The sequence below is a fragment of the Stenotrophomonas sp. YJH_SMC_80 genome (genome assembly GCF_059372495.1).
Map to the genome: position 1 here is coordinate 178,026 of NZ_JCAFVP010000003.1, position 16,905 is coordinate 194,930.

Sequence of the window (16,905 nt, forward strand, 5' to 3'; positions counted from 1 at the left end):
GGCCGCCAGGCCCAGGCAGGGCAGGGCAACCAGTGCCCCGGTGCCTCGGTTGCCGACGCAACTGTTGCGCCGCGCTGGAAACCGGGGTAGGGTCGATGCCATGTCGATCCGTCTGGCCACCGCCGTCAACAACAACAACCGCAATAATCTGCGCGCGAATAATCGTGCGCGGCCGATGCGGGACTGCGCCCTGGGTAGATAGACAGCAACACACGCCCGGACACCAGAAAACCCGCATCAGCCGATGCGGGTTTTTTTGTGCCCGGGCGCAGCCTGCCCGGGCCTGGATGGCCGGTCGAACACCTTCCCACCCGTGAAATTCCCCAACAGGAGCTCCCCCATGTGTTCGATCTTCGGAATCTTCGGCCTGCAGGCCGGTGACGATCTTCCCACCCTGCGCCGCCACGCGCTGGAACTGTCGCAACGCCAGCGCCACCGTGGCCCGGACTGGAGCGGCGTGTACCTCGACGAAGGTGCGCTGCTGGTCCATGAACGGCTGGCCATCGTCGATCCGGCCGGTGGTTCGCAGCCGCTGCTGTCGGCCGATGGCCAGCTGGCGCTGGCGGTGAACGGCGAGATCTACAACCACCAGGCGTTGAAGGCGGCGCTGACCACCCCCTACGACTTCCAGACCGGCTCGGACTGCGAGGTGATCAACGCGCTGTACCGCCAGGGCGGCGCGCCGGCGCAGTGGCTGGAACAGCTCAACGGCATCTTCGCCTTCGCGCTGTGGGACCGTGACAGTGGACGCGTGCTGGTGGCGCGCGACCCGGTCGGTGTGGTGCCGCTGTACTGGGGCCACGACGCCCAGGGGCGCTTGCGCGTGGCCTCGGAAATGAAGGCGCTGGTCGATACCTGTGCCGATGTCGCGCAGTTCCCGCCGGGCCACTATTTCGACAGTGCCAGCGGTGAACTGGTGCGCTACTACCAGCAACCGTGGCGTGACTATGCCGACGTGCAGGGTCGCCAGGCCGATCTGGCCGAACTGCGCCAGGCCTTCGAGCATGCAGTGGAACGCCAGTTGATGAGCGACGTGCCGTACGGCGTGCTGCTGTCCGGTGGCCTGGACTCGTCGCTGGTGGCGGCGGTAGCCGCGCGCTACGCACGTCGCCGCATCGAGGATGGCGGGCAGACCGAAGCCTGGTGGCCGCGCCTGCACTCGTTCGCGATCGGCTTGAAGGGCTCGCCCGATCTGGCCGCCGCTGCCATTGCTGCCGAAGCGCTGGGTACCGTGCATCACGGCTTCGAGTACACCTTCGAGGAAGGCCTCGATGCGCTGCCGGAAGTGATCCGCCACATCGAAACCTACGACGTCACCACCATCCGCGCCTCGACGCCGATGTTCCTGCTGGCGCGGCGGATCAAGGCGATGGGGGTGAAGATGGTGCTCTCCGGCGAGGGCAGCGATGAGATCTTTGGTGGCTACCTGTATTTCCACAAGGCACCGGATGCGCGTGAATTCCACGAGGAGCTGGTGCGCAAGCTCGACGCGCTGCACAACTACGACTGCCTGCGTGCCAACAAGTCGATGATGGCCTGGGGCGTGGAGCCGCGTGTGCCGTTCCTCGATCGTGAGTTCCTTGATGTGGCGATGCGCTTCGATGCCGCGCACAAGATGGTCGGTGCCGGCTTTGGCGGCCGCCGCATCGAGAAGGCGGTGCTGCGCGAGGCGTTCGATGGCTACCTGCCGGACAGCATCCTGTGGCGGCAGAAGGAACAGTTCAGCGATGGTGTCGGCTACGGCTGGATCGACGGGCTGAAGGCGCATGCCGAGGCGCAGGTGAGCGACCGTGTACTGGCGGCGGCCGACAAGCGCTTCCCGCACAACCCGCCGCAGACCAAGGAGGCGTACTACTACCGCCACCTGTTCGAGCAGTTCTTCCCGAGCCGCGCGGCCGCCGAGACCGTGCCGGGCGGCAAGTCGATCGCCTGTTCGTCGCCGGCGGCGATCGCCTGGGACGCCAGCTTCGCCGCCGCTGCCGACCCTTCGGGACGCGCGATCGCCGGCGTGCACGAGCAGGCACTGGCCTAAGCCCCAAAATGGGGACGGAGGGGATTAAGTCGTAAGTGGCACAAACGACTTAATCCCCTCCGTCCCCTTTTTGTATGATCGCCCCCTGCGCATTGGGGAATGTTCATGGACGTACAGGCAGGCGGCAACGCGCCGCCCACGAAATGGGGATGGCGTTATCTGGCGTGGGCCGGGGTGCCGTTGCTGGCCGGCGTGCTGCTGGCGCGGTATGCCGGGCCGACGGCGCCCGAGATGGTCGCCCGTGCCACGGTTGCTGCCGAAGGCAGCTGGGCGCAGCATCTGGCGTCACCGCTGGGCCTGTTCCTGCTGCAGCTGCTGGTGCTGTTGCTGGTGGCCAAGGGGGCGGGTGCATTGCTGAAGCGGCTGGGCCAGCCGGCGGTGATTGGCGAGATGGCGGCCGGCCTGATGATGGGCCCGCTGGTGCTCGGCAGCCTGCTGCCGCAGTTGCATGGTGCGTTGTTCCCGGCCAGCTCGTTGGGGCCGCTGGGCATGCTCAGCCAGCTGGGCGTGCTGATGTTCCTGCTGGTGGCCGGTGCCGAGCTGGACCTGGCGGCACTGCGCGGCCGCCGGCGTTTCGCCTTCACGGTCAGCCATGCCGGCATCGCGGTGCCGTTCGTGCTCGGCGTCGCCCTCGCGATCTGGCTGTATCCGCAGCACGGCCCGCAGGGCGTGGGCTTCACTGCATTCGCGCTTTTCGTTGGCATCTCGATGAGCATCACCGCCTTCCCCGTGCTGCTGCGCATCCTTGCCGACCGCGGCATCACGCAGACGCCGCTGGGGCAGACCGCCATCGCCTGCGCGGCATTGGGCGATGCCACCGCATGGTGCCTGCTGGCACTGATCGTGGCGGCTGCACAGGCCAGTGGATGGCTGCCGGCCAGCCTCAACCTGCTGTGCGTGGTCGCCTTCGTGGCGCTGATGCTGGGGCTGGTGAAGCCGTGGTTCGCCCGCCAGCAGATCGCGCCGGGCCGTGAGGGGCGCTGGCTGCTCGGCATCCTGCTGCTGTCGCTGGGCAGTGCCCTGATCACCGAAATGCTGGGCATCCACGCGCTGTTCGGTGCCTTCGCTGCGGGCGTTGCGGTATCGTCCAACGCGCAGCTGCGCGACCTGTTGATGGCCCGCGTCGAACCGTTTGCGGTGACCCTGCTGCTGCCGTTGTTCTTCGCCATGACCGGCCTGCGCATGCGCGCCGATGCGCTGCAGGCCAGCGACATCGTGTTGTGCGGGGTGGTGATCGTGGTGGCTACGGCTGGCAAGCTGCTGGGCACCTTCAGTGCTGCACGCAGTGCCGGCATGCCCACGCGCGAGGCGTGGCGGTTGGGCGCGTTGATGAACACCCGTGGCCTGATGGAGCTGATCGTGCTCAACCTGGGTTACGAGCTGGGCCTGCTCGGCGACCGCCTGTTTGCGGTGCTGGTGGTCATGGCGCTGGTGACCACGGCGATGACCGGGCCGCTGCTGAACCTGATCGAGCGTCGCAGGGCTTGAGCGTTGAACGGTAGTGCCGGCCGCTGGCCGGCAACCTCATGATGCTGGACACACCTGCATCGATGCCGGCCCGTGGCCGGCACTACCGCGCCGGCACCAGTGTCATCACGTGCTGTGCCTTGCCGGGCAGGAAGGGCGTCGGCCGTCCATGCACCCAGTCCTCGTGGCCGGCGCCCCAATAAGGTGACAGTGGATGGCCGCTCTGGCCGCCGGGCATGTGCACGATGCCGTCGGCCTCGTGGCCGGGCGAGACCACCATGCGCTCGGAAGCACCGAAGTTCGGCGTCTGCACGCGTGGCATGTCACGGTCGCCGGGCAGCTGGTCGGCGGGCATGCACAGCCAGCGCTTGGCGATGCCCGGCAGCGCCCGTGCGATGGGGTGGCAGATCGCCGCAGTGTTGCGTTCGCCCCAGCTGCGCTTGGACAGCGGTCCCTGCTTGGCCAGCTCGCTCTCGGTACGGCGTGCCGCGTCGATCAGCAGCGCATCCCAGCTGTCGAAGGCCGGTGGCAGCAGATGGGCCGGACGCTGTTGCAGCATCGGCCAGGCCACGCCTTCCAGCTGCGCCAGTCGCGGGTCGAGGTAGTCATCACCCAGCTGCGCATTGGCCGGTGCCAGCAGTGCATCGGACAACGTCTCCATCACCTGGGTGCGGAATTCACGTACTACCCGGTAGCTGACCGAACTGGCCGCGGCACGACCGCCCCATTGATGGCTGACTTCCCTCAAACGCTTCAGTGCAGGGTCGTCACTGCGCTCGATGACGTCGTGCAGCAGGGCCCACCAGCGCTGCAGGAACACCGCGCGATCGTCGAGCTGGATCGCCAGCAGGTCGTGCTCGTCGAAACGGTCCTGGATGGCGAGCAGATCGCGGATCTGCCGCGCGCGGGCGCCAAGGTCATAACCACCGTTGCCGACATTGGCCAGTGCCTCGCCTTCGAGGACGCGGCCGTTGGCGGTCCACAGGCGATGGTTCGGTGGGTCGATCAATGCCGGCGATGCGTCGCTGCGGATCGGCCAGGGGGCGCAGTCCTGGTTGTTGGCGGCGGTGAAGCCGGCCGGTGCACAGCCCGGACCGCGGTCGGGGCGGGCGCCGATCAGGCGCCAGGCGATGCGTCCGCTGCGGTCGCCGACCACCAGGTTCTGTGCGGGGATGCCGGCGTGGTCGGCGAATTGCAGGGCACTGTCCAGGTCACCGGCGCGGGCCAGGTCACCGAAGTCCAGGCGCACCGCGCCGGGCAGGTGGGCGACCCAGCGCAGCGCGTCGCCGCTGCCATCGGCATGCGTGTGCAGGATCGGCCCCCAGTCGGTTTCGCGCACCGGGAACAGCACGTCGGCCTGGCCGGCCACCGCAATCCGCTCTTCATGCACGGTCACTGCGGCGTTGGCTGGTTCAGTGCGGTAATCGGCGGTATCGATGTAACTGTTGGTGAAGCCCCAGGCGACGTGGCCGTTGCTGCCGACGATCACCGCCGGCAGGCCAGGCAGCGAGAAACCGGTGACGTCGACCTGTCCGCCCGCGGCCTGCGGGTCGGGGTAGCGCAGGCGCACGCGGAACCACAGACCCGGCGCGCGCAGGCCGAGATGCATGTCGTCGGCGACGATCGCGCGACCGTCGGCGGTGAGCGCGCCGGCCACGGCGAAGTTGTTGCTGCCGATGACATCGGCCTCTTCCTGCTCGGTGCCCGGTTTCGCCTGCAATGTGCGCAGATCCAGCTGGCTGGCATCGGGCAGGGCAGCGTTGCCGGTCGGTTCGCCGAACAGTGGCGCATCCCATTCGGTGCCGTCGTGGGCGATCAGCGCGTACAGCGCCGGCGGCACCACCGCGCGGATGCGGCTGAGCGCAAGCTCGGTCTGGTTGTTCGGGTCCTGCAGGTCGGCGTACATGGCCAGACCGGTCAGCACGCTGTCGCTGGCCTGCCAGGGCTGCGGCGACTGCCGCAGCAGCAGGTAGGCCCATGGCCGCACGGAGAGGCCGGCCAGGCCCTCATTGACCCCACCGACATAGGCGCTCACGGCGTCGACGTTGTCGCCCAGCGCAGCCTGCATGTTCGCCTCGGTGCGCGCGCGCAGCCGATGCACGCGCATGCGCTTGTCGGCATCGATCGCTTTCGGGCCAAACAGTGCGGACAGTTCGCCGGCCGCGCTGCGGCGCATCAGGTCCATCTCGAAGTAACGTTCCTGCGCATGCACGCGGCCGAGTGCGCGCATCGCGTCGGCCTGGCTGGTGGCGGTGATGGTGACCACGCCCAGCGCATCGCGCTCGATGGTGACCGGCCTGGCCAGGCCGGGCAGCGCATGCTCGCCGTCCAGGTCGGCCAGGCTGCCACGCAGCAGCAGCCACAGGACCAGTGCGGTAACCAGCACGATGGCGACCAACACGCCCAGCACCCAACGCCATGTACGTCGCATCGCACGTCCTTTCCGAACTCGTGGGCCGATTGTAGCCGCAGGCGCAACTGCGACTGATTCCGATTAGATCACCGTATTTTGAAATGCGGCACCCTATGCCGCATCGATTCACAGGAGCCCCCCATGAAAGGCAACCCGGACGTCATCGCCTGCCTGAAGGAACTGCTGCGCGGCGAGCTTGCTGCCCGCGACCAGTACTTCATCCATTCCCGCCGCTACGAGGACCAGGGCCTGTTCGCGCTGTACGAACGCCTGAACCACGAGATGGAAGAGGAAACCCAGCACGCCGATGCGCTGCTGCGCCGGATCCTGTTCCTGGGCGGCGACCCGGACATGCGCCCGCATGCCACCGAGCCGGGCAAGACCGTGGAAGAGATGCTGCAGAAGGATCTCGACACTGAATACGCGGTTCGGAACAATCTCGCCGCCGGCATGAAGCTGTGCGAGGAAAAGGGCGACTACGTGAGCCGCGACATCCTGTTGGCCCAGCTGAAGGACACCGAGGAAGACCACGCCTGGTGGCTGGAGCAGCAGCTGGGCCTGATCAAGCGCATCGGCCTGGAGCTGTACCAGCTGAGCAAGATCGACGGCAACGGCGCCCCGGCGCACTGAGCCGGAGGTGGCGCCGGGCAATTCCCGGCGACCACCCGGTAGAGCCGACCGCTGGTCGGCTGCTTTTCGGTAGAGCAGCCGACTGACAGTCGGCTCTACCAGGAGCAAAAGGCAGCCGACTGACAGTCGGCTCTACCAGGAGCAAAAGGCAGCCGACCAGCGGTCGGCTCTACCAGGCGCACAAAGCAATGTCGCCCGCCAGCACCGGAGCACCGCCAGCCAGCCTTCGCCAGCCAGCTGCTCCACCGCCCGCCAGCCGACAACGAAAAAGCCGGGGAATGCCCCGGCTTTTTCGTGTCCGGGGTCGGGTCCGTTTTCAACGAAAACGGCTCTGACCCCATTGGGATCGAAAACGCCAACCGAGGTTGGCGTTTGCCGGGGGTGATGCGTGTCAACCAAGGTTGACACCCACCTCAACCAAGGTTGACACCCACCAGGGGCAGGGCCCAGCCCTTATTCCACCGACAACCCTTCTACCTTCTGCCAGCCGCGCGGCAGCAGGTGGCCGCGGGTGGCGCGGGCGCCGAGGTAGGCGTCGAGTTCGTTGAACTTCAGCCCCATCGTGCGCTGACCGCTGCGCACCTGCAGGGTCTGCCCCGGGCTGATCGCCACGATGGCGACCACGCGTTCAGTGGCGAGCTTGGCCTTCGGGATCTCGATGATCTTGTTGCCCTTGCCCTTGTCCAGTTCCGGCAGGTCGTTGGCGGCGATCGCCAGCAGGTTGCCGGAACTGGTCACCGCCACGATGCGGTCGGTGGCCACGTTGGCGACCATCGACGGGGTGAGCACCGACGAGCCGGACGACAGGTTCAGCATCGCCTTGCCGGCCTTGTTGCGACCGATCAGGTTCTCGAAGCGGGTGATGAAGCCGTAGCCATGGCTGGAGGCCAGCACGAAGCGGGCATCCGGCTCGGCACTGGCCAGGGTCACGAAGCTGGTGCCCGCTGCCGGCGAGAAGCGGCCGGTCAGCGGCTCACCGTTGCCACGCGCGGAGGGCAGGGTGTGCACCGGCGTCGAGTAGGCGCGGCCCTCGCTGTCGAGGAACGCGACCTGCTGGGTGCTGCGCGCACGCACCGCGCCCTGCAGGGCATCACCGTCGCGGTAGGAGAGGGCGGACGCATCGACGTCATGGCCCTTGGCGGCACGGATCCAGCCCTTTTCCGACAGCACCACGGTCATCGGCTCGCTCGGCACCAGCTCGGTCTCGTCGATGGCCTGCGCGGCCTGGCGCTGCACCAGCGGCGAACGGCGCGCGTCGCCGAACTTCTTGGCGTCGGCCGTCAGTTCGTCGCGGATCAGCTTCTTCAGCTTGGCCTTGCTGTCGAGGATGCCGAGGATCTTCTCGCGTTCCTTGGCCAGCTCGTCCTGCTCGCCGCGGATCTTCATCTCTTCCAGGCGGGCCAGCTGCTTCAGCTTGGTTTCCAGGATGTACTCGGCCTGTTCCTCGGACAGGCCGAAGCGCGCGATCAGCGCCGCCTTCGGTTCGTCCTCGGTACGGATGATGTGGATCACCTCGTCCAGGTTGAGGAAGGCGACCAGCAGGCCTTCCAGCAGGTGCAGGCGGCGCTCGACCTTCTGCAGGCGGTGCTGCAGGCGGCGGGTGACGGTGTTGCTGCGGAAGGTCAGCCATTCGCTGAGCAGCATCTTCAGGTTCTTCACCTGCGGACGGCCGTCCAGCCCGATCACGTTGAGGTTGACGCGGTAGCTGCGCTCCAGGTCCGTGGTCGCGAACAGGTGGCCCATCAGCTGGTCGGCGTCGACGCGGTTGGAACGTGGCACCAGCACCACGCGCACCGGGTTGGCGTGGTCGGATTCGTCGCGGATGTCTTCCAGCCACGGCAGCTTCTTGGCGCGCATCTGCGCGGCGATCTGCTCGATCACCTTCGACGGCGACACCTGGAACGGCAGCGCCGTCACCACGATGTTGTTGGCTTCCTTGTTGAAGGTCGCACGCGCACGCACGCTGCCGTTGCCGGTCTCGTAGATGTTCCGCAGATCGTTGGCGGCGGTGATGATCTCGGCGCTGGACGGGTAGTCCGGGCCCTGCACGTGCTCGCACAGGTCGCGCACGGTCGCATCGGGGTTGTCCAGCAGGTGCAGCAGTGCGCTGACGATCTCGTTGAGATTGTGCGGCGGCACGTCGGTGGCCATGCCCACGGCGATGCCGGTGGTGCCGTTCAGCAGCAGGTGCGGCAGCCGCGCTGGCATCCAGGTCGGTTCCTGCAGGGTGCCGTCGAAGTTCGGTGCCCAGTCGGTGGTGCCCTGGCCCAGTTCGCCCAGCAGTACTTCGGCGATCGGGGTCAGCTTGGATTCGGTGTAACGCATCGCCGCGAACGACTTCGGGTCATCGCTGGAGCCGAAGTTGCCCTGGCCCTCGATCAGCGGGTAGCGGTACGAGAACGGCTGCGCCATCAGCACCAGCGCCTCGTAGCACGCGCTGTCGCCGTGCGGGTGGTACTTGCCGATGACGTCACCGACGGTGCGCGCGGACTTCTTCGGCTTGGACGCAGCATTCAGGCCCAGCTCGCTCATCGAATAGATGATGCGGCGCTGCACCGGCTTCAGGCCGTCGCCGATGAACGGCAGGGCGCGGTCCAGGACCACGTACATCGAGTAGTCGAGGTAGGCGCGTTCGGCGTACTCGCGCAGCGGCAGTTGTTCGAATCCGTGGAACACGGGGCGGGCAAGTTCGGTCATGCGGCGTTGTTACCTATGTCGGGAGGCGGCGACGGCGGTCGCCGCTCGCAATCCTGTGATTATCCGGATGCGGCGGGGGATGCCAAGCCACGTGCAGGGTCCAGCCCGGTTTCGAGGCCATGCCCGGCCCGCGCCAGATAGCGCCCCGGTGGCAGCCCGAAGTGGCGGCGGAACACGGTGACGAAGGCACTGGCGCTGCTGAAGCCCAGTGCATGGGCGATGTCGGCCACGCTGCGGCCATCGGTCAGCTGGCGCAGGGCTTCGGACAGGCGGGCCTGTTGCCGCCACTGGGCGAAGCTGAGCGTGGTCTCGTCGCGGAAGTGACGGGTCAGGCTGCGCGGCGACAGGCCGGCCCAATGCGCCCATTCGGCCAGGCTGCGCTCGTCGGACGGGTCGGCCAGCAGCTGCGAGGCGATCTTCAGCAGGCGCCGGTCGTGCGGCATCGGCAGGTGCATGCGCTGGCGCGGCGCGGTGCGGATCTCGTCCAGCAGCACCTCGATGATGTGCTGGCGCTCGGGCGTGGTGTCATAGCCCAGCGGCCATTCGCAGATGCGGTCGGCCAGCGCCTGCGCCAGCTTGGACAGGCCCAGTACGCAGGGATCGGCGGGCAGGGTGGCGCAGGCCGGCGCGGCCAGCGCCATGCCCCAGCCGCGCAGCGGACCGTCCAGGGTCACCGTATGCGGCTCCAGCGGCGGCATCCAGCCGGCCGAACCCGGCGCCAGCGACCACGTCCCGTGCGAGGTGCGGGTGGTCAGCAGGCCACGCTCGACACAGATCAGCTGGGCGCGCTGGTGGTGGTGCCAGTCCACTTCCCGGACCAGCCCCTGCGGGCTGTCGAAGCGGAAAGCGACCACCGGTGGGCCATCGTTGCGCTCGAACCAATCCAGTGCGTCGTCCCTGAGCAGGCGCTTGGGAGCGGGAATTTCTGCCTTGTTCATCATGTCCGCTGGCTGAAATGTGTCATCCATTGGCTGAATTGTACTACCGGGCCACCTGACCAGATCATTAAGGTAGGCGCCTTCATTGATCCAGCCCACTGCTGCAACACAGCATTCGATGCCAGATCGAATATTTCCATTGAGAAATATTTTTTTTGGAAGAGAATGCTCCCCCATGATCTGTCCTGCAACCACTCCCCCCAGTTTCGGCCTGCTGCTGCGCCAGGTGCGCGACGGCCTGGTCCGGCAACTCGACGCGTCCATGGCTGAAGAAGACCTGGGTATCGGCTTCACCCACTACATCGGGTTGAAGGTGCTCTCGCACATGGCCCCGTGCACGGCCAACGAACTGGCCCAGGCCATCGACCAGGTACCCAGCGCAGTCACCCGCCTGCTGGACAAGCTCGAGGCACTGGGCTGCGTCCGCCGCGAACCGCATGCGCAGGACCGGCGTGCGCTGCAGATCGTGCTGACCGATGAAGGCCGCGCATTGTGGGCGCGGTTGAAGCTGCGCGGCGACGCGGTGATGGATTACGCCCTGCGTGATCTTTCCGCCGACGAGCGCACGCTGCTGCTGTCCCTCCTTACCCGAATCCGCGATTCCCTGACGACCCCATGAACCCGATCCCGCATTCCACTCTCCGCCGGTCCGGGCGCGCGCTGCTGGTGTCAGCGCTGGCCCTGGCCCTGGCCGCCTGCGCCAGCAGTCGTGGCCTCAACCCGCAGGGCCACGTGCTTGACGTGGACAGCCTGCACAGCGAACGCACCCTGGCCGACACCGACCTCAGCGCCACCGGCTTCCCGGCGCAGGACTGGTGGAAGGCGCTGGGCGATGCGCAGCTGGACGCGCTGGTCGCCGAGGGCCTGGCCGGCCACCCGAGCCTGGACGCCGCCGACGCGCGCCTGCGCCAGGCCCAGGCCCAGGTCGGCACCGCACGTGCCGATGAGCTGCCCAGCCTGTCGGTGTCCGGTGGCTATACCGGGCTGCGCCTGCCTGAGTCGATGGCAGGCAGCGAGATCGGTGGCCATTACGCCGGCAGCAGCCAGGTCGCCTTCGACTTCAGCTATGGCGTGGACCTGTGGGGCGGCAAGCGCGCCGCCTGGGAAGCGGCCGTGGACGGCGCGCATGCGGCCACCGTCGAGGCGCAGGCCGCACGCCTGAACCTGTCCACCGGCATCACCCAGGCCTATGCCGACCTGGCCTACGCCTGGCAGCTCAACGATGTGGCCGAGGAAGAGCTGGCCCGTTCGCAGAAGTCGCTGGAACTGACCCGCCAGCGCCGCCGCGCCGGCATCGACAGCGATCTGCAGGTGCGCCAGGCCGAGGCCCGCGTACCGGCCGCGCAGCAGCAGGTGCAGGCCGCACAGCAGCGGATCGACGCGGCCCGCACCGCACTGGCCGCGCTGGTCGGCAAGGGCCCGGACCGTGGCCTGTCGATCCAGCGCCCGCAGCCGCTGAACCCGGTGGCGCTGCAGCTGCCGGGCGTGCTGCCCAGCGAACTGCTGGGCCGTCGCCCCGACATCGTTGCCGCACGCTGGCGCGTTGAAGCGGCCGACAAGCAGATCAAGGTTGCCAAGACCAGGTTCTACCCGAGCTTCAACCTGACCGCGCTGGCCGGCGTGGTCGCCCCGAACGTGGGCGACCTGCTGAAGAGCAGCTCCACCTTCGCCTACATCGGCCCGGCGCTGAGCCTGCCGATCTTCGAAGGCGGCAAGCTGCGCGCCAACCTCGCCAACACCGATGCGCAGTACGACCTGGCGGTGGCCAACTACAACCAGGCCGTGCTCGACGCACTGCGCGACGTCGCCGACCAGGTCAACGCGGTGCGCTCGCTGGCGCAGCAGGCGCACTCGCAGCAGCAGGCGGTGGATACCGCACGCTCGGCCTTCGACCTGGCCCAGCAGCGTTACCGCGCCGGCATCGGCAGCTACCTGGACGTGCTGACCGCGCAGTCCACCCTGCTGCAGTCGCAGCAGCAGCTGGCCGGCCTGCAGTCGCAGCAGGTGCAGTCCTCGGTGCGCCTGAGCAAGGCGCTGGGCGGTGGTTTCCAGCCCGCTGACGCCGACCGCGCACCGATCGCCTCCCATTCCGATTCCTCGCATTCCTGAAGACGCCCGCCATGAGCCAGACCCAAGACACCGCGGCCCCGGCCGCCCCCAACCGCCGCGGCAACCTGCTGCGCGGCCTGTTCGTGATCGTCGTGCTGCTGCTTGCCGCACTGGCGCTGTGGTACTTCATGTTCGGCCGTTGGTTCGAAGAGACCGACGATGCCTACGTGCAGGGCAACCAGGTGCAGATCACCCCGCTGGTGGCCGGTACCGTGGTCGCCATCAACGCCGATGACGGCATGCGCGTGGAGCGCGGCCAGCTGCTGGTGCAGCTGGACCCGTCCGACACCGCGGTGGCACTGCAGCAGGCCGAAGCCAACCTGGCCAAGACGGTGCGCCAGACCCGTGGTCTGTACCGCAGCGTGGAAGGCGCCCAGGCGGACTTGAACGCCCGCCAGGTGACCCTGAAGCGCGTGCGCGACGACTTCGCCCGCCGCAAGGACCTGGCCGCCACCGGCGCCATCTCCAACGAAGAACTGGCCCACGCCCGTGACGAGCTGGCTGCCGCCGAAGCGGCCGTGGCCGGCTCGCGCGAGACCGTCGAGCGCAACCGCGCGCTGGTCGACGACACCGTGATCGCCACCCAGCCGGACGTGCAGGCGGCTGCCGCGCAGCTGCGCCAGGCCTTCCTCAACAACGCCCGCGCCGGCATCGTCGCGCCGGTCACCGGCTACGTCGCCCGTCGTTCGGTGCAGGTCGGCCAGCGCGTGCAGCCGGGCAATGCCCTGATGGCCGTGGTGCCGACCGAGCAGATGTGGGTCGAGGCCAACTTCAAGGAAACCCAGCTGCGCCACATGCGCCTGGGCCAGGAAGTGGAGCTGAAGTCGGACCTGTACGCCGGTGACGTGAAGTACAAGGGCCGCATCCAGAGCCTTGGCCTGGGCACCGGCTCCGCGTTCTCGCTGCTGCCGGCGCAGAACGCCAGCGGCAACTGGATCAAGATCGTGCAGCGCGTGCCGGTGCGCATCGCCATCGATGCCAAGCAGCTGGCCGAACACCCGCTGCGCATCGGCCTGTCGATGAAGGCCGAAGTGAGCCTGCGCGACCAGAAGGGCGAAGTGCTGCCGAGCACTCCGGCCAAGGGCACGGTGTTCGACACCGACGTGTATGCCAAGCAGCTGCATGATGCCGACGAGGTGATCCACACGATCATCCAGGGCAACCTGCCGCAGCAGCAGGCGAAGGTGGGCTGAGGTCGCCATGTCCGCACAAGCTCCAGCCGCGCCCGGCGCTCCGGGCGCACCGGCGGCGCCGGGTGCGGCCTCCGGGTTCCTGCCGCCCAGCGTCGCACTGTGCACCGTGGGCCTGGCGATGGCCTCGTTCATGCAGGTGCTCGACACCACCATCGCCAACGTCTCGCTGCCGACCATCGCCGGCAATCTCGGCGCCAGTTCGCAGCAGGCGACCTGGGTCATCACCTCGTTCGCGGTCAGCACGGCCATCGCGTTGCCGTTGACCGGCTGGCTCAGCCGCCGTTTCGGCGAACGCAAGCTGTTCGTCTGGGCCACGCTGGCCTTTGTCATCACCTCGCTGCTGTGCGGCCTGGCGCAGAGCATGGGCATGCTGGTGCTGTCGCGTGCGCTGCAGGGGTTCGTTGCCGGCCCGATGTACCCGATCACGCAGTCGCTGCTGGTCTCGATCTATCCGCGGGAGAAACGCGGGCAGGCATTGGCACTGCTGGCGATGATCACGGTGGTTGCGCCGATCTGTGGCCCGATCCTCGGTGGCTGGATCACCGACAACTACAGCTGGGAGTGGATCTTCCTGATCAACGTGCCGCTGGGCATCTTCGCTGCGCTGGTGGTGGGCAACCAGCTGAAGGGGCGCCCGGAGCAGATCGAGAAGCCGAAGATGGACTACGTCGGCCTGGTCACCCTGGTGATCGGCGTCGGTGCGCTTCAGCTGGTCCTCGACCTGGGCAACGACGAGGACTGGTTCTCGTCGATGAAGATCGTGGTGCTGGCCTGCGTAGCGGTGGTGACGCTGACGGTGTTCCTGATCTGGGAGCTGACCGACAAGGATCCGATCGTTGACCTGAAGCTGTTCCGGCACCGCAACTTCCGCGCCGGTACGCTGGCGATGGTGGTGGCCTACGCGGCGTTCTTCAGCGTGGCGCTGCTGATCCCGCAGTGGCTGCAGCGTGACATGGGCTACACCGCGATCTGGGCGGGCCTGGCGACGGCGCCGATCGGCATCCTGCCGGTGATCATGACCCCGTTCGTGGGCAAGTATGCGTCGCGCTTCGATATGCGCATGCTGGCCACGGTCGCGTTCATCGTGTTGTCGATGACCAGCTTCCTGCGATCGAACTTCAACCTGCAGGTGGACTACATGCACGTGGCCGGCGTACAGCTGATCATGGGCATCGGCGTCGCGCTGTTCTTCATGCCGGTGCTGCAGATCCTGCTGTCGGACCTGGATGGACGCGAGATCGCGGCGGGCTCCGGCCTGGCCACGTTCCTACGTACGCTGGGTGGCAGTTTCGCGGCGTCGCTGACGACGTGGCTGTGGGCGCGGCGCACCCAGGTGCACCATGCCGACCTGACCGAGCATATCTCGGCCTATCAGCCGGGCATGCAGGACCAGGTCACGGCGATGGGGCAGGGCGACCTGCAGCACGGCGCAGCGGTACTGAACAACATGATCAACCACCAGGCATCGCAGATGGGCTTCAACGACATCTTCTTCCTGCTGGGCTGGATCTTCCTGGCGATCATTACGTTCCTGTGGCTGGCCAAGCCGCCATTCGGCGCAGGTGCGGGTGCAGCCGCCGGTGGTGGACACTGATACTCCCTGGAAACACCGTGCTGTATTTTGACCCCGCCGCGAGGCGGGGTTTTTGTTGGGGCGACGCTGGTCGCGCGGGCATTGCCCTCGAGGTGATGCAACGGCGCAGGTTCAGCGCGTGCGATAGACGCGTTTGAACACCACCCGGTCGGAAGACAATCGGGAAATGGCCCAGATCCCCGCCACAAGTACGGCGCCGCATGCGAACCAGCCGGCAGTGGCCTGAAATCGGCTGCCGACAAGTGCGCCGCAGATGATGGCGGCGACAAAGACAAGCATTACGGCCTCCTTTGATGCGCCGTAGTGGACCTCGGCCTGGCATCCCACGCATACGCTTACGCCGTGGTTCGAGCCGGTATGGCAGTGTGGGCAGATGATGCTGCGCTGCATTGGTGCGTCCTTTTGGGGAGAGGAGGGGCGCTGGTCAGGTCGTGGCGATACACCTGCAACCGGCTCCCGCAAATCTGCCTCCCACCGAAAAGGAATCGGGTGGATCTCGACTAGGAAAAGTACGAATTGAACGGGGAACGTGAAATGCGCCCCAAAAGGGGGGCCGTTCAAGGTCTGGTGACGACGCGCCGGGGGGAGGTATGCACCCGCAGACGACGCCCGGACGGTGCGAGATACGACAGTCCGAGTGGCGGTTGCGATGCCAGGATCGCCAAACCCCGGAAACGAAAAAACCCGCTTTCGCGGGTTTGATCATCTTGAGTCGTGGTGCCCAGGAGAGGACTCGAACCTCCACGGTTTTACCCGCTAGTACCTGAAACTAGTGCGTCTACCAATTCCGCCACCTGGGCGACTCAGGAGATGAATTGTGCGGGACGGCAGAGAGTGTGTCAACAACATTTCACACATTTTTCTGCGGCTGCACGCCCAGGTGAAGCAGCAGGCTGCGCATCGCCGGTGACAGCTGCGCCCATTCGGCGAAACAGGCGCACAGGCGGCGCTGTGCCCAAGCATCTGCAAGCGGAACCGCAACAGTACGGGTATTGCGTCGATGCTGGCGGGCGATGGTACGCGGCACGATGCCGACACCAATGCCGTGGCCGACCATGATGCACACGCCTTCGAACGTCTTCATGCGGATGCGCACGTCCAGGCGTCGCCCGATGTCCCGTGCCTGGTCTTCGATGTAGGCCTGCAGTGCATTGCCGTCGGCCAGCGCGACGAAGGTCTCGCCGGCAACATCCGCGAAGGCCACGCTGCGCCGCGATGCGAAGCGGTGTTCCGCGGGCAGCAGCATCACCAGTGGATCTTCGGCGACCACGTGCTGCTGCAGGCCGGCAGCGTCGACCGCATCACTGATGATGCCGGCTTCGGCCTGGCCAGCGTTGATCGCACGCACGACTTCGGGGCTGGTGCGCTCCAGCAGTTCCACGTGCAGGCGCGGGCGTTCGGCCAGCCACGGTGCCAGCCGCGAAGGCAGGTAGTTGGTCAGTGCTGCGGTGTTGGCATACAGATGCAGTGTGCCGCGCGCGCCGTGCGCGAACGCCTGCAGTTCACCGCGCAGCTGCGCCTGCTGCTGCAGGATCAATCGTGCATGGTGGGCGAGGGCGGCGCCGGCTTCGGTCAGGCTGACGCCGCGGGGGTGCCGGTTCAACAACGCGGTGCCGGCATCGGCTTCGATCGTGCGCAGGCGTTCGCTGGCCGACGCCAGTGCCAGGTTTGCCTGCGCTGCGCCGGCCGTGATGCTGCCCGCCTCGGCAATCGCCAGGAACAGGCGCAGGTCGGCGATATCCATCCGCATGTGATGCCCTCATCGCAACGGCTGCGCCTTCGGATCAGCCGAAGGCAAGGCCGGAAACACCGCATTGTGCGCCGAGCGGCCG

Annotated in this window: 12 protein-coding genes and 1 tRNA gene; 7 read left to right on the forward strand and 6 right to left on the reverse strand. The window is 67.3% G+C overall.

The window, feature by feature from the left end:
• Positions 1-340 precede the first annotated feature (340 nt).
• Together asnB and AC5P99_RS06570 are read left to right on the forward strand one after the other, a co-directional pair.
• Positions 341-2,032, forward strand: coding sequence for an asparagine synthase B (gene asnB, locus AC5P99_RS06565; RefSeq protein ID WP_108270484.1), 1,692 nt, complete (start codon positions 341-343; stop codon positions 2,030-2,032).
• 99 nt (positions 2,033-2,131) lie between these two features.
• Positions 2,132-3,520: a cation:proton antiporter domain-containing protein gene (locus tag AC5P99_RS06570; protein WP_164222267.1), complete on the forward strand. Its 1,389-nt coding sequence runs from the start codon at positions 2,132-2,134 to the stop codon at positions 3,518-3,520.
• Between the two features lie 82 nt (positions 3,521-3,602).
• On the opposite strand, the gene AC5P99_RS06575 is transcribed toward AC5P99_RS06570, so the two are convergent.
• Complete coding sequence (locus AC5P99_RS06575; RefSeq protein WP_108270482.1) at positions 3,603-5,930, reverse strand: penicillin acylase family protein; 2,328 nt, start codon at positions 5,928-5,930, stop codon at positions 3,603-3,605.
• 123 nt (positions 5,931-6,053) lie between these two features.
• Here AC5P99_RS06575 and bfr point away from each other — a divergent pair, with 123 nt between their 5' ends.
• Positions 6,054-6,542, forward strand: coding sequence for a bacterioferritin (bfr, locus tag AC5P99_RS06580; RefSeq protein ID WP_005408763.1), 489 nt, complete (start codon positions 6,054-6,056; stop codon positions 6,540-6,542).
• Between the two features lie 453 nt (positions 6,543-6,995).
• Here the strand turns inward: bfr and parC are convergent, their stop codons facing one another.
• Complete coding sequence (gene parC, locus AC5P99_RS06585) at positions 6,996-9,239, reverse strand: DNA topoisomerase IV subunit A (RefSeq protein WP_495213001.1); 2,244 nt, start codon at positions 9,237-9,239, stop codon at positions 6,996-6,998.
• A gap of 59 nt (positions 9,240-9,298) precedes the next feature.
• Positions 9,299-10,180: a helix-turn-helix domain-containing protein gene (locus AC5P99_RS06590; protein WP_005408765.1), complete on the reverse strand. Its 882-nt coding sequence runs from the start codon at positions 10,178-10,180 to the stop codon at positions 9,299-9,301.
• Positions 10,181-10,352: 172 nt separating this feature from the next.
• Here AC5P99_RS06590 and emrR point away from each other — a divergent pair, with 172 nt between their 5' ends.
• The 4 genes from emrR to emrB are packed head-to-tail and all read left to right on the forward strand — an operon-like array spanning position 10,353 to position 15,073.
• Positions 10,353-10,796 (forward strand): multidrug efflux system transcriptional regulator EmrR, encoded by a 444-nt coding sequence (gene emrR / locus AC5P99_RS06595; protein WP_005408766.1) that lies wholly within the window; start codon positions 10,353-10,355, stop codon positions 10,794-10,796.
• Positions 10,793-12,286: a multidrug efflux transporter outer membrane subunit EmrC gene (gene emrC, locus AC5P99_RS06600; RefSeq protein WP_033834101.1), complete on the forward strand. Its 1,494-nt coding sequence runs from the start codon at positions 10,793-10,795 to the stop codon at positions 12,284-12,286. Before emrR ends, emrC begins: the two co-directional genes overlap by 4 nt.
• Before the next feature lie 11 nt (positions 12,287-12,297).
• Positions 12,298-13,479: a multidrug efflux MFS transporter periplasmic adaptor subunit EmrA gene (emrA, locus tag AC5P99_RS06605; protein WP_049451302.1), complete on the forward strand. Its 1,182-nt coding sequence runs from the start codon at positions 12,298-12,300 to the stop codon at positions 13,477-13,479.
• Between the two features lie 7 nt (positions 13,480-13,486).
• Positions 13,487-15,073 (forward strand): multidrug efflux MFS transporter permease subunit EmrB, encoded by a 1,587-nt coding sequence (gene emrB / locus AC5P99_RS06610; protein ID WP_005408769.1) that lies wholly within the window; start codon positions 13,487-13,489, stop codon positions 15,071-15,073.
• A gap of 111 nt (positions 15,074-15,184) precedes the next feature.
• Here emrB and AC5P99_RS06615 read toward each other — a convergent pair whose 3' ends face one another.
• The 3 genes from AC5P99_RS06615 to AC5P99_RS06625 form a co-directional block, all read right to left on the reverse strand.
• Complete coding sequence (locus AC5P99_RS06615) at positions 15,185-15,463, reverse strand: hypothetical protein (RefSeq protein WP_049451301.1); 279 nt, start codon at positions 15,461-15,463, stop codon at positions 15,185-15,187.
• A gap of 325 nt (positions 15,464-15,788) precedes the next feature.
• Positions 15,789-15,873: transfer RNA gene (locus AC5P99_RS06620), tRNA-Leu, on the reverse strand.
• Positions 15,874-15,923: 50 nt separating this feature from the next.
• Positions 15,924-16,823 carry a LysR family transcriptional regulator gene (locus tag AC5P99_RS06625; RefSeq protein ID WP_049451300.1) on the reverse strand — a complete coding sequence of 300 codons (900 nt, stop codon included), beginning with the start codon at positions 16,821-16,823 and terminating at the stop codon, positions 15,924-15,926.
• Positions 16,824-16,905 lie beyond the last annotated feature (82 nt).

What these genes read in the sequence shown, in the direction of transcription:
- AC5P99_RS06625 (WP_049451300.1), bottom strand. Translation starts at nt 16,823, where the DNA reads ATGCGGATGGATATCGCCGACCTGCGCCTGTTCCTGGCGATTGCCGAG.
- parC (WP_495213001.1), bottom strand. Translation starts at nt 9,239, where the DNA reads ATGACCGAACTTGCCCGCCCCGTGTTCCACGGATTCGAACAACTGCCG.
- AC5P99_RS06590 (WP_005408765.1), bottom strand. Translation starts at nt 10,180, where the DNA reads ATGATGAACAAGGCAGAAATTCCCGCTCCCAAGCGCCTGCTCAGGGAC.
- emrR (WP_005408766.1), top strand. Translation starts at nt 10,353, where the DNA reads ATGATCTGTCCTGCAACCACTCCCCCCAGTTTCGGCCTGCTGCTGCGC.
- asnB (WP_108270484.1), top strand. Translation starts at nt 341, where the DNA reads ATGTGTTCGATCTTCGGAATCTTCGGCCTGCAGGCCGGTGACGATCTT.
- emrB (WP_005408769.1), top strand. Translation starts at nt 13,487, where the DNA reads ATGTCCGCACAAGCTCCAGCCGCGCCCGGCGCTCCGGGCGCACCGGCG.
- AC5P99_RS06570 (WP_164222267.1), top strand. Translation starts at nt 2,132, where the DNA reads ATGTTCATGGACGTACAGGCAGGCGGCAACGCGCCGCCCACGAAATGG.
- AC5P99_RS06575 (WP_108270482.1), bottom strand. Translation starts at nt 5,930, where the DNA reads ATGCGACGTACATGGCGTTGGGTGCTGGGCGTGTTGGTCGCCATCGTG.
- AC5P99_RS06615 (WP_049451301.1), bottom strand. Translation starts at nt 15,463, where the DNA reads ATGCAGCGCAGCATCATCTGCCCACACTGCCATACCGGCTCGAACCAC.
- emrC (WP_033834101.1), top strand. Translation starts at nt 10,793, where the DNA reads ATGAACCCGATCCCGCATTCCACTCTCCGCCGGTCCGGGCGCGCGCTG.
- emrA (WP_049451302.1), top strand. Translation starts at nt 12,298, where the DNA reads ATGAGCCAGACCCAAGACACCGCGGCCCCGGCCGCCCCCAACCGCCGC.
- bfr (WP_005408763.1), top strand. Translation starts at nt 6,054, where the DNA reads ATGAAAGGCAACCCGGACGTCATCGCCTGCCTGAAGGAACTGCTGCGC.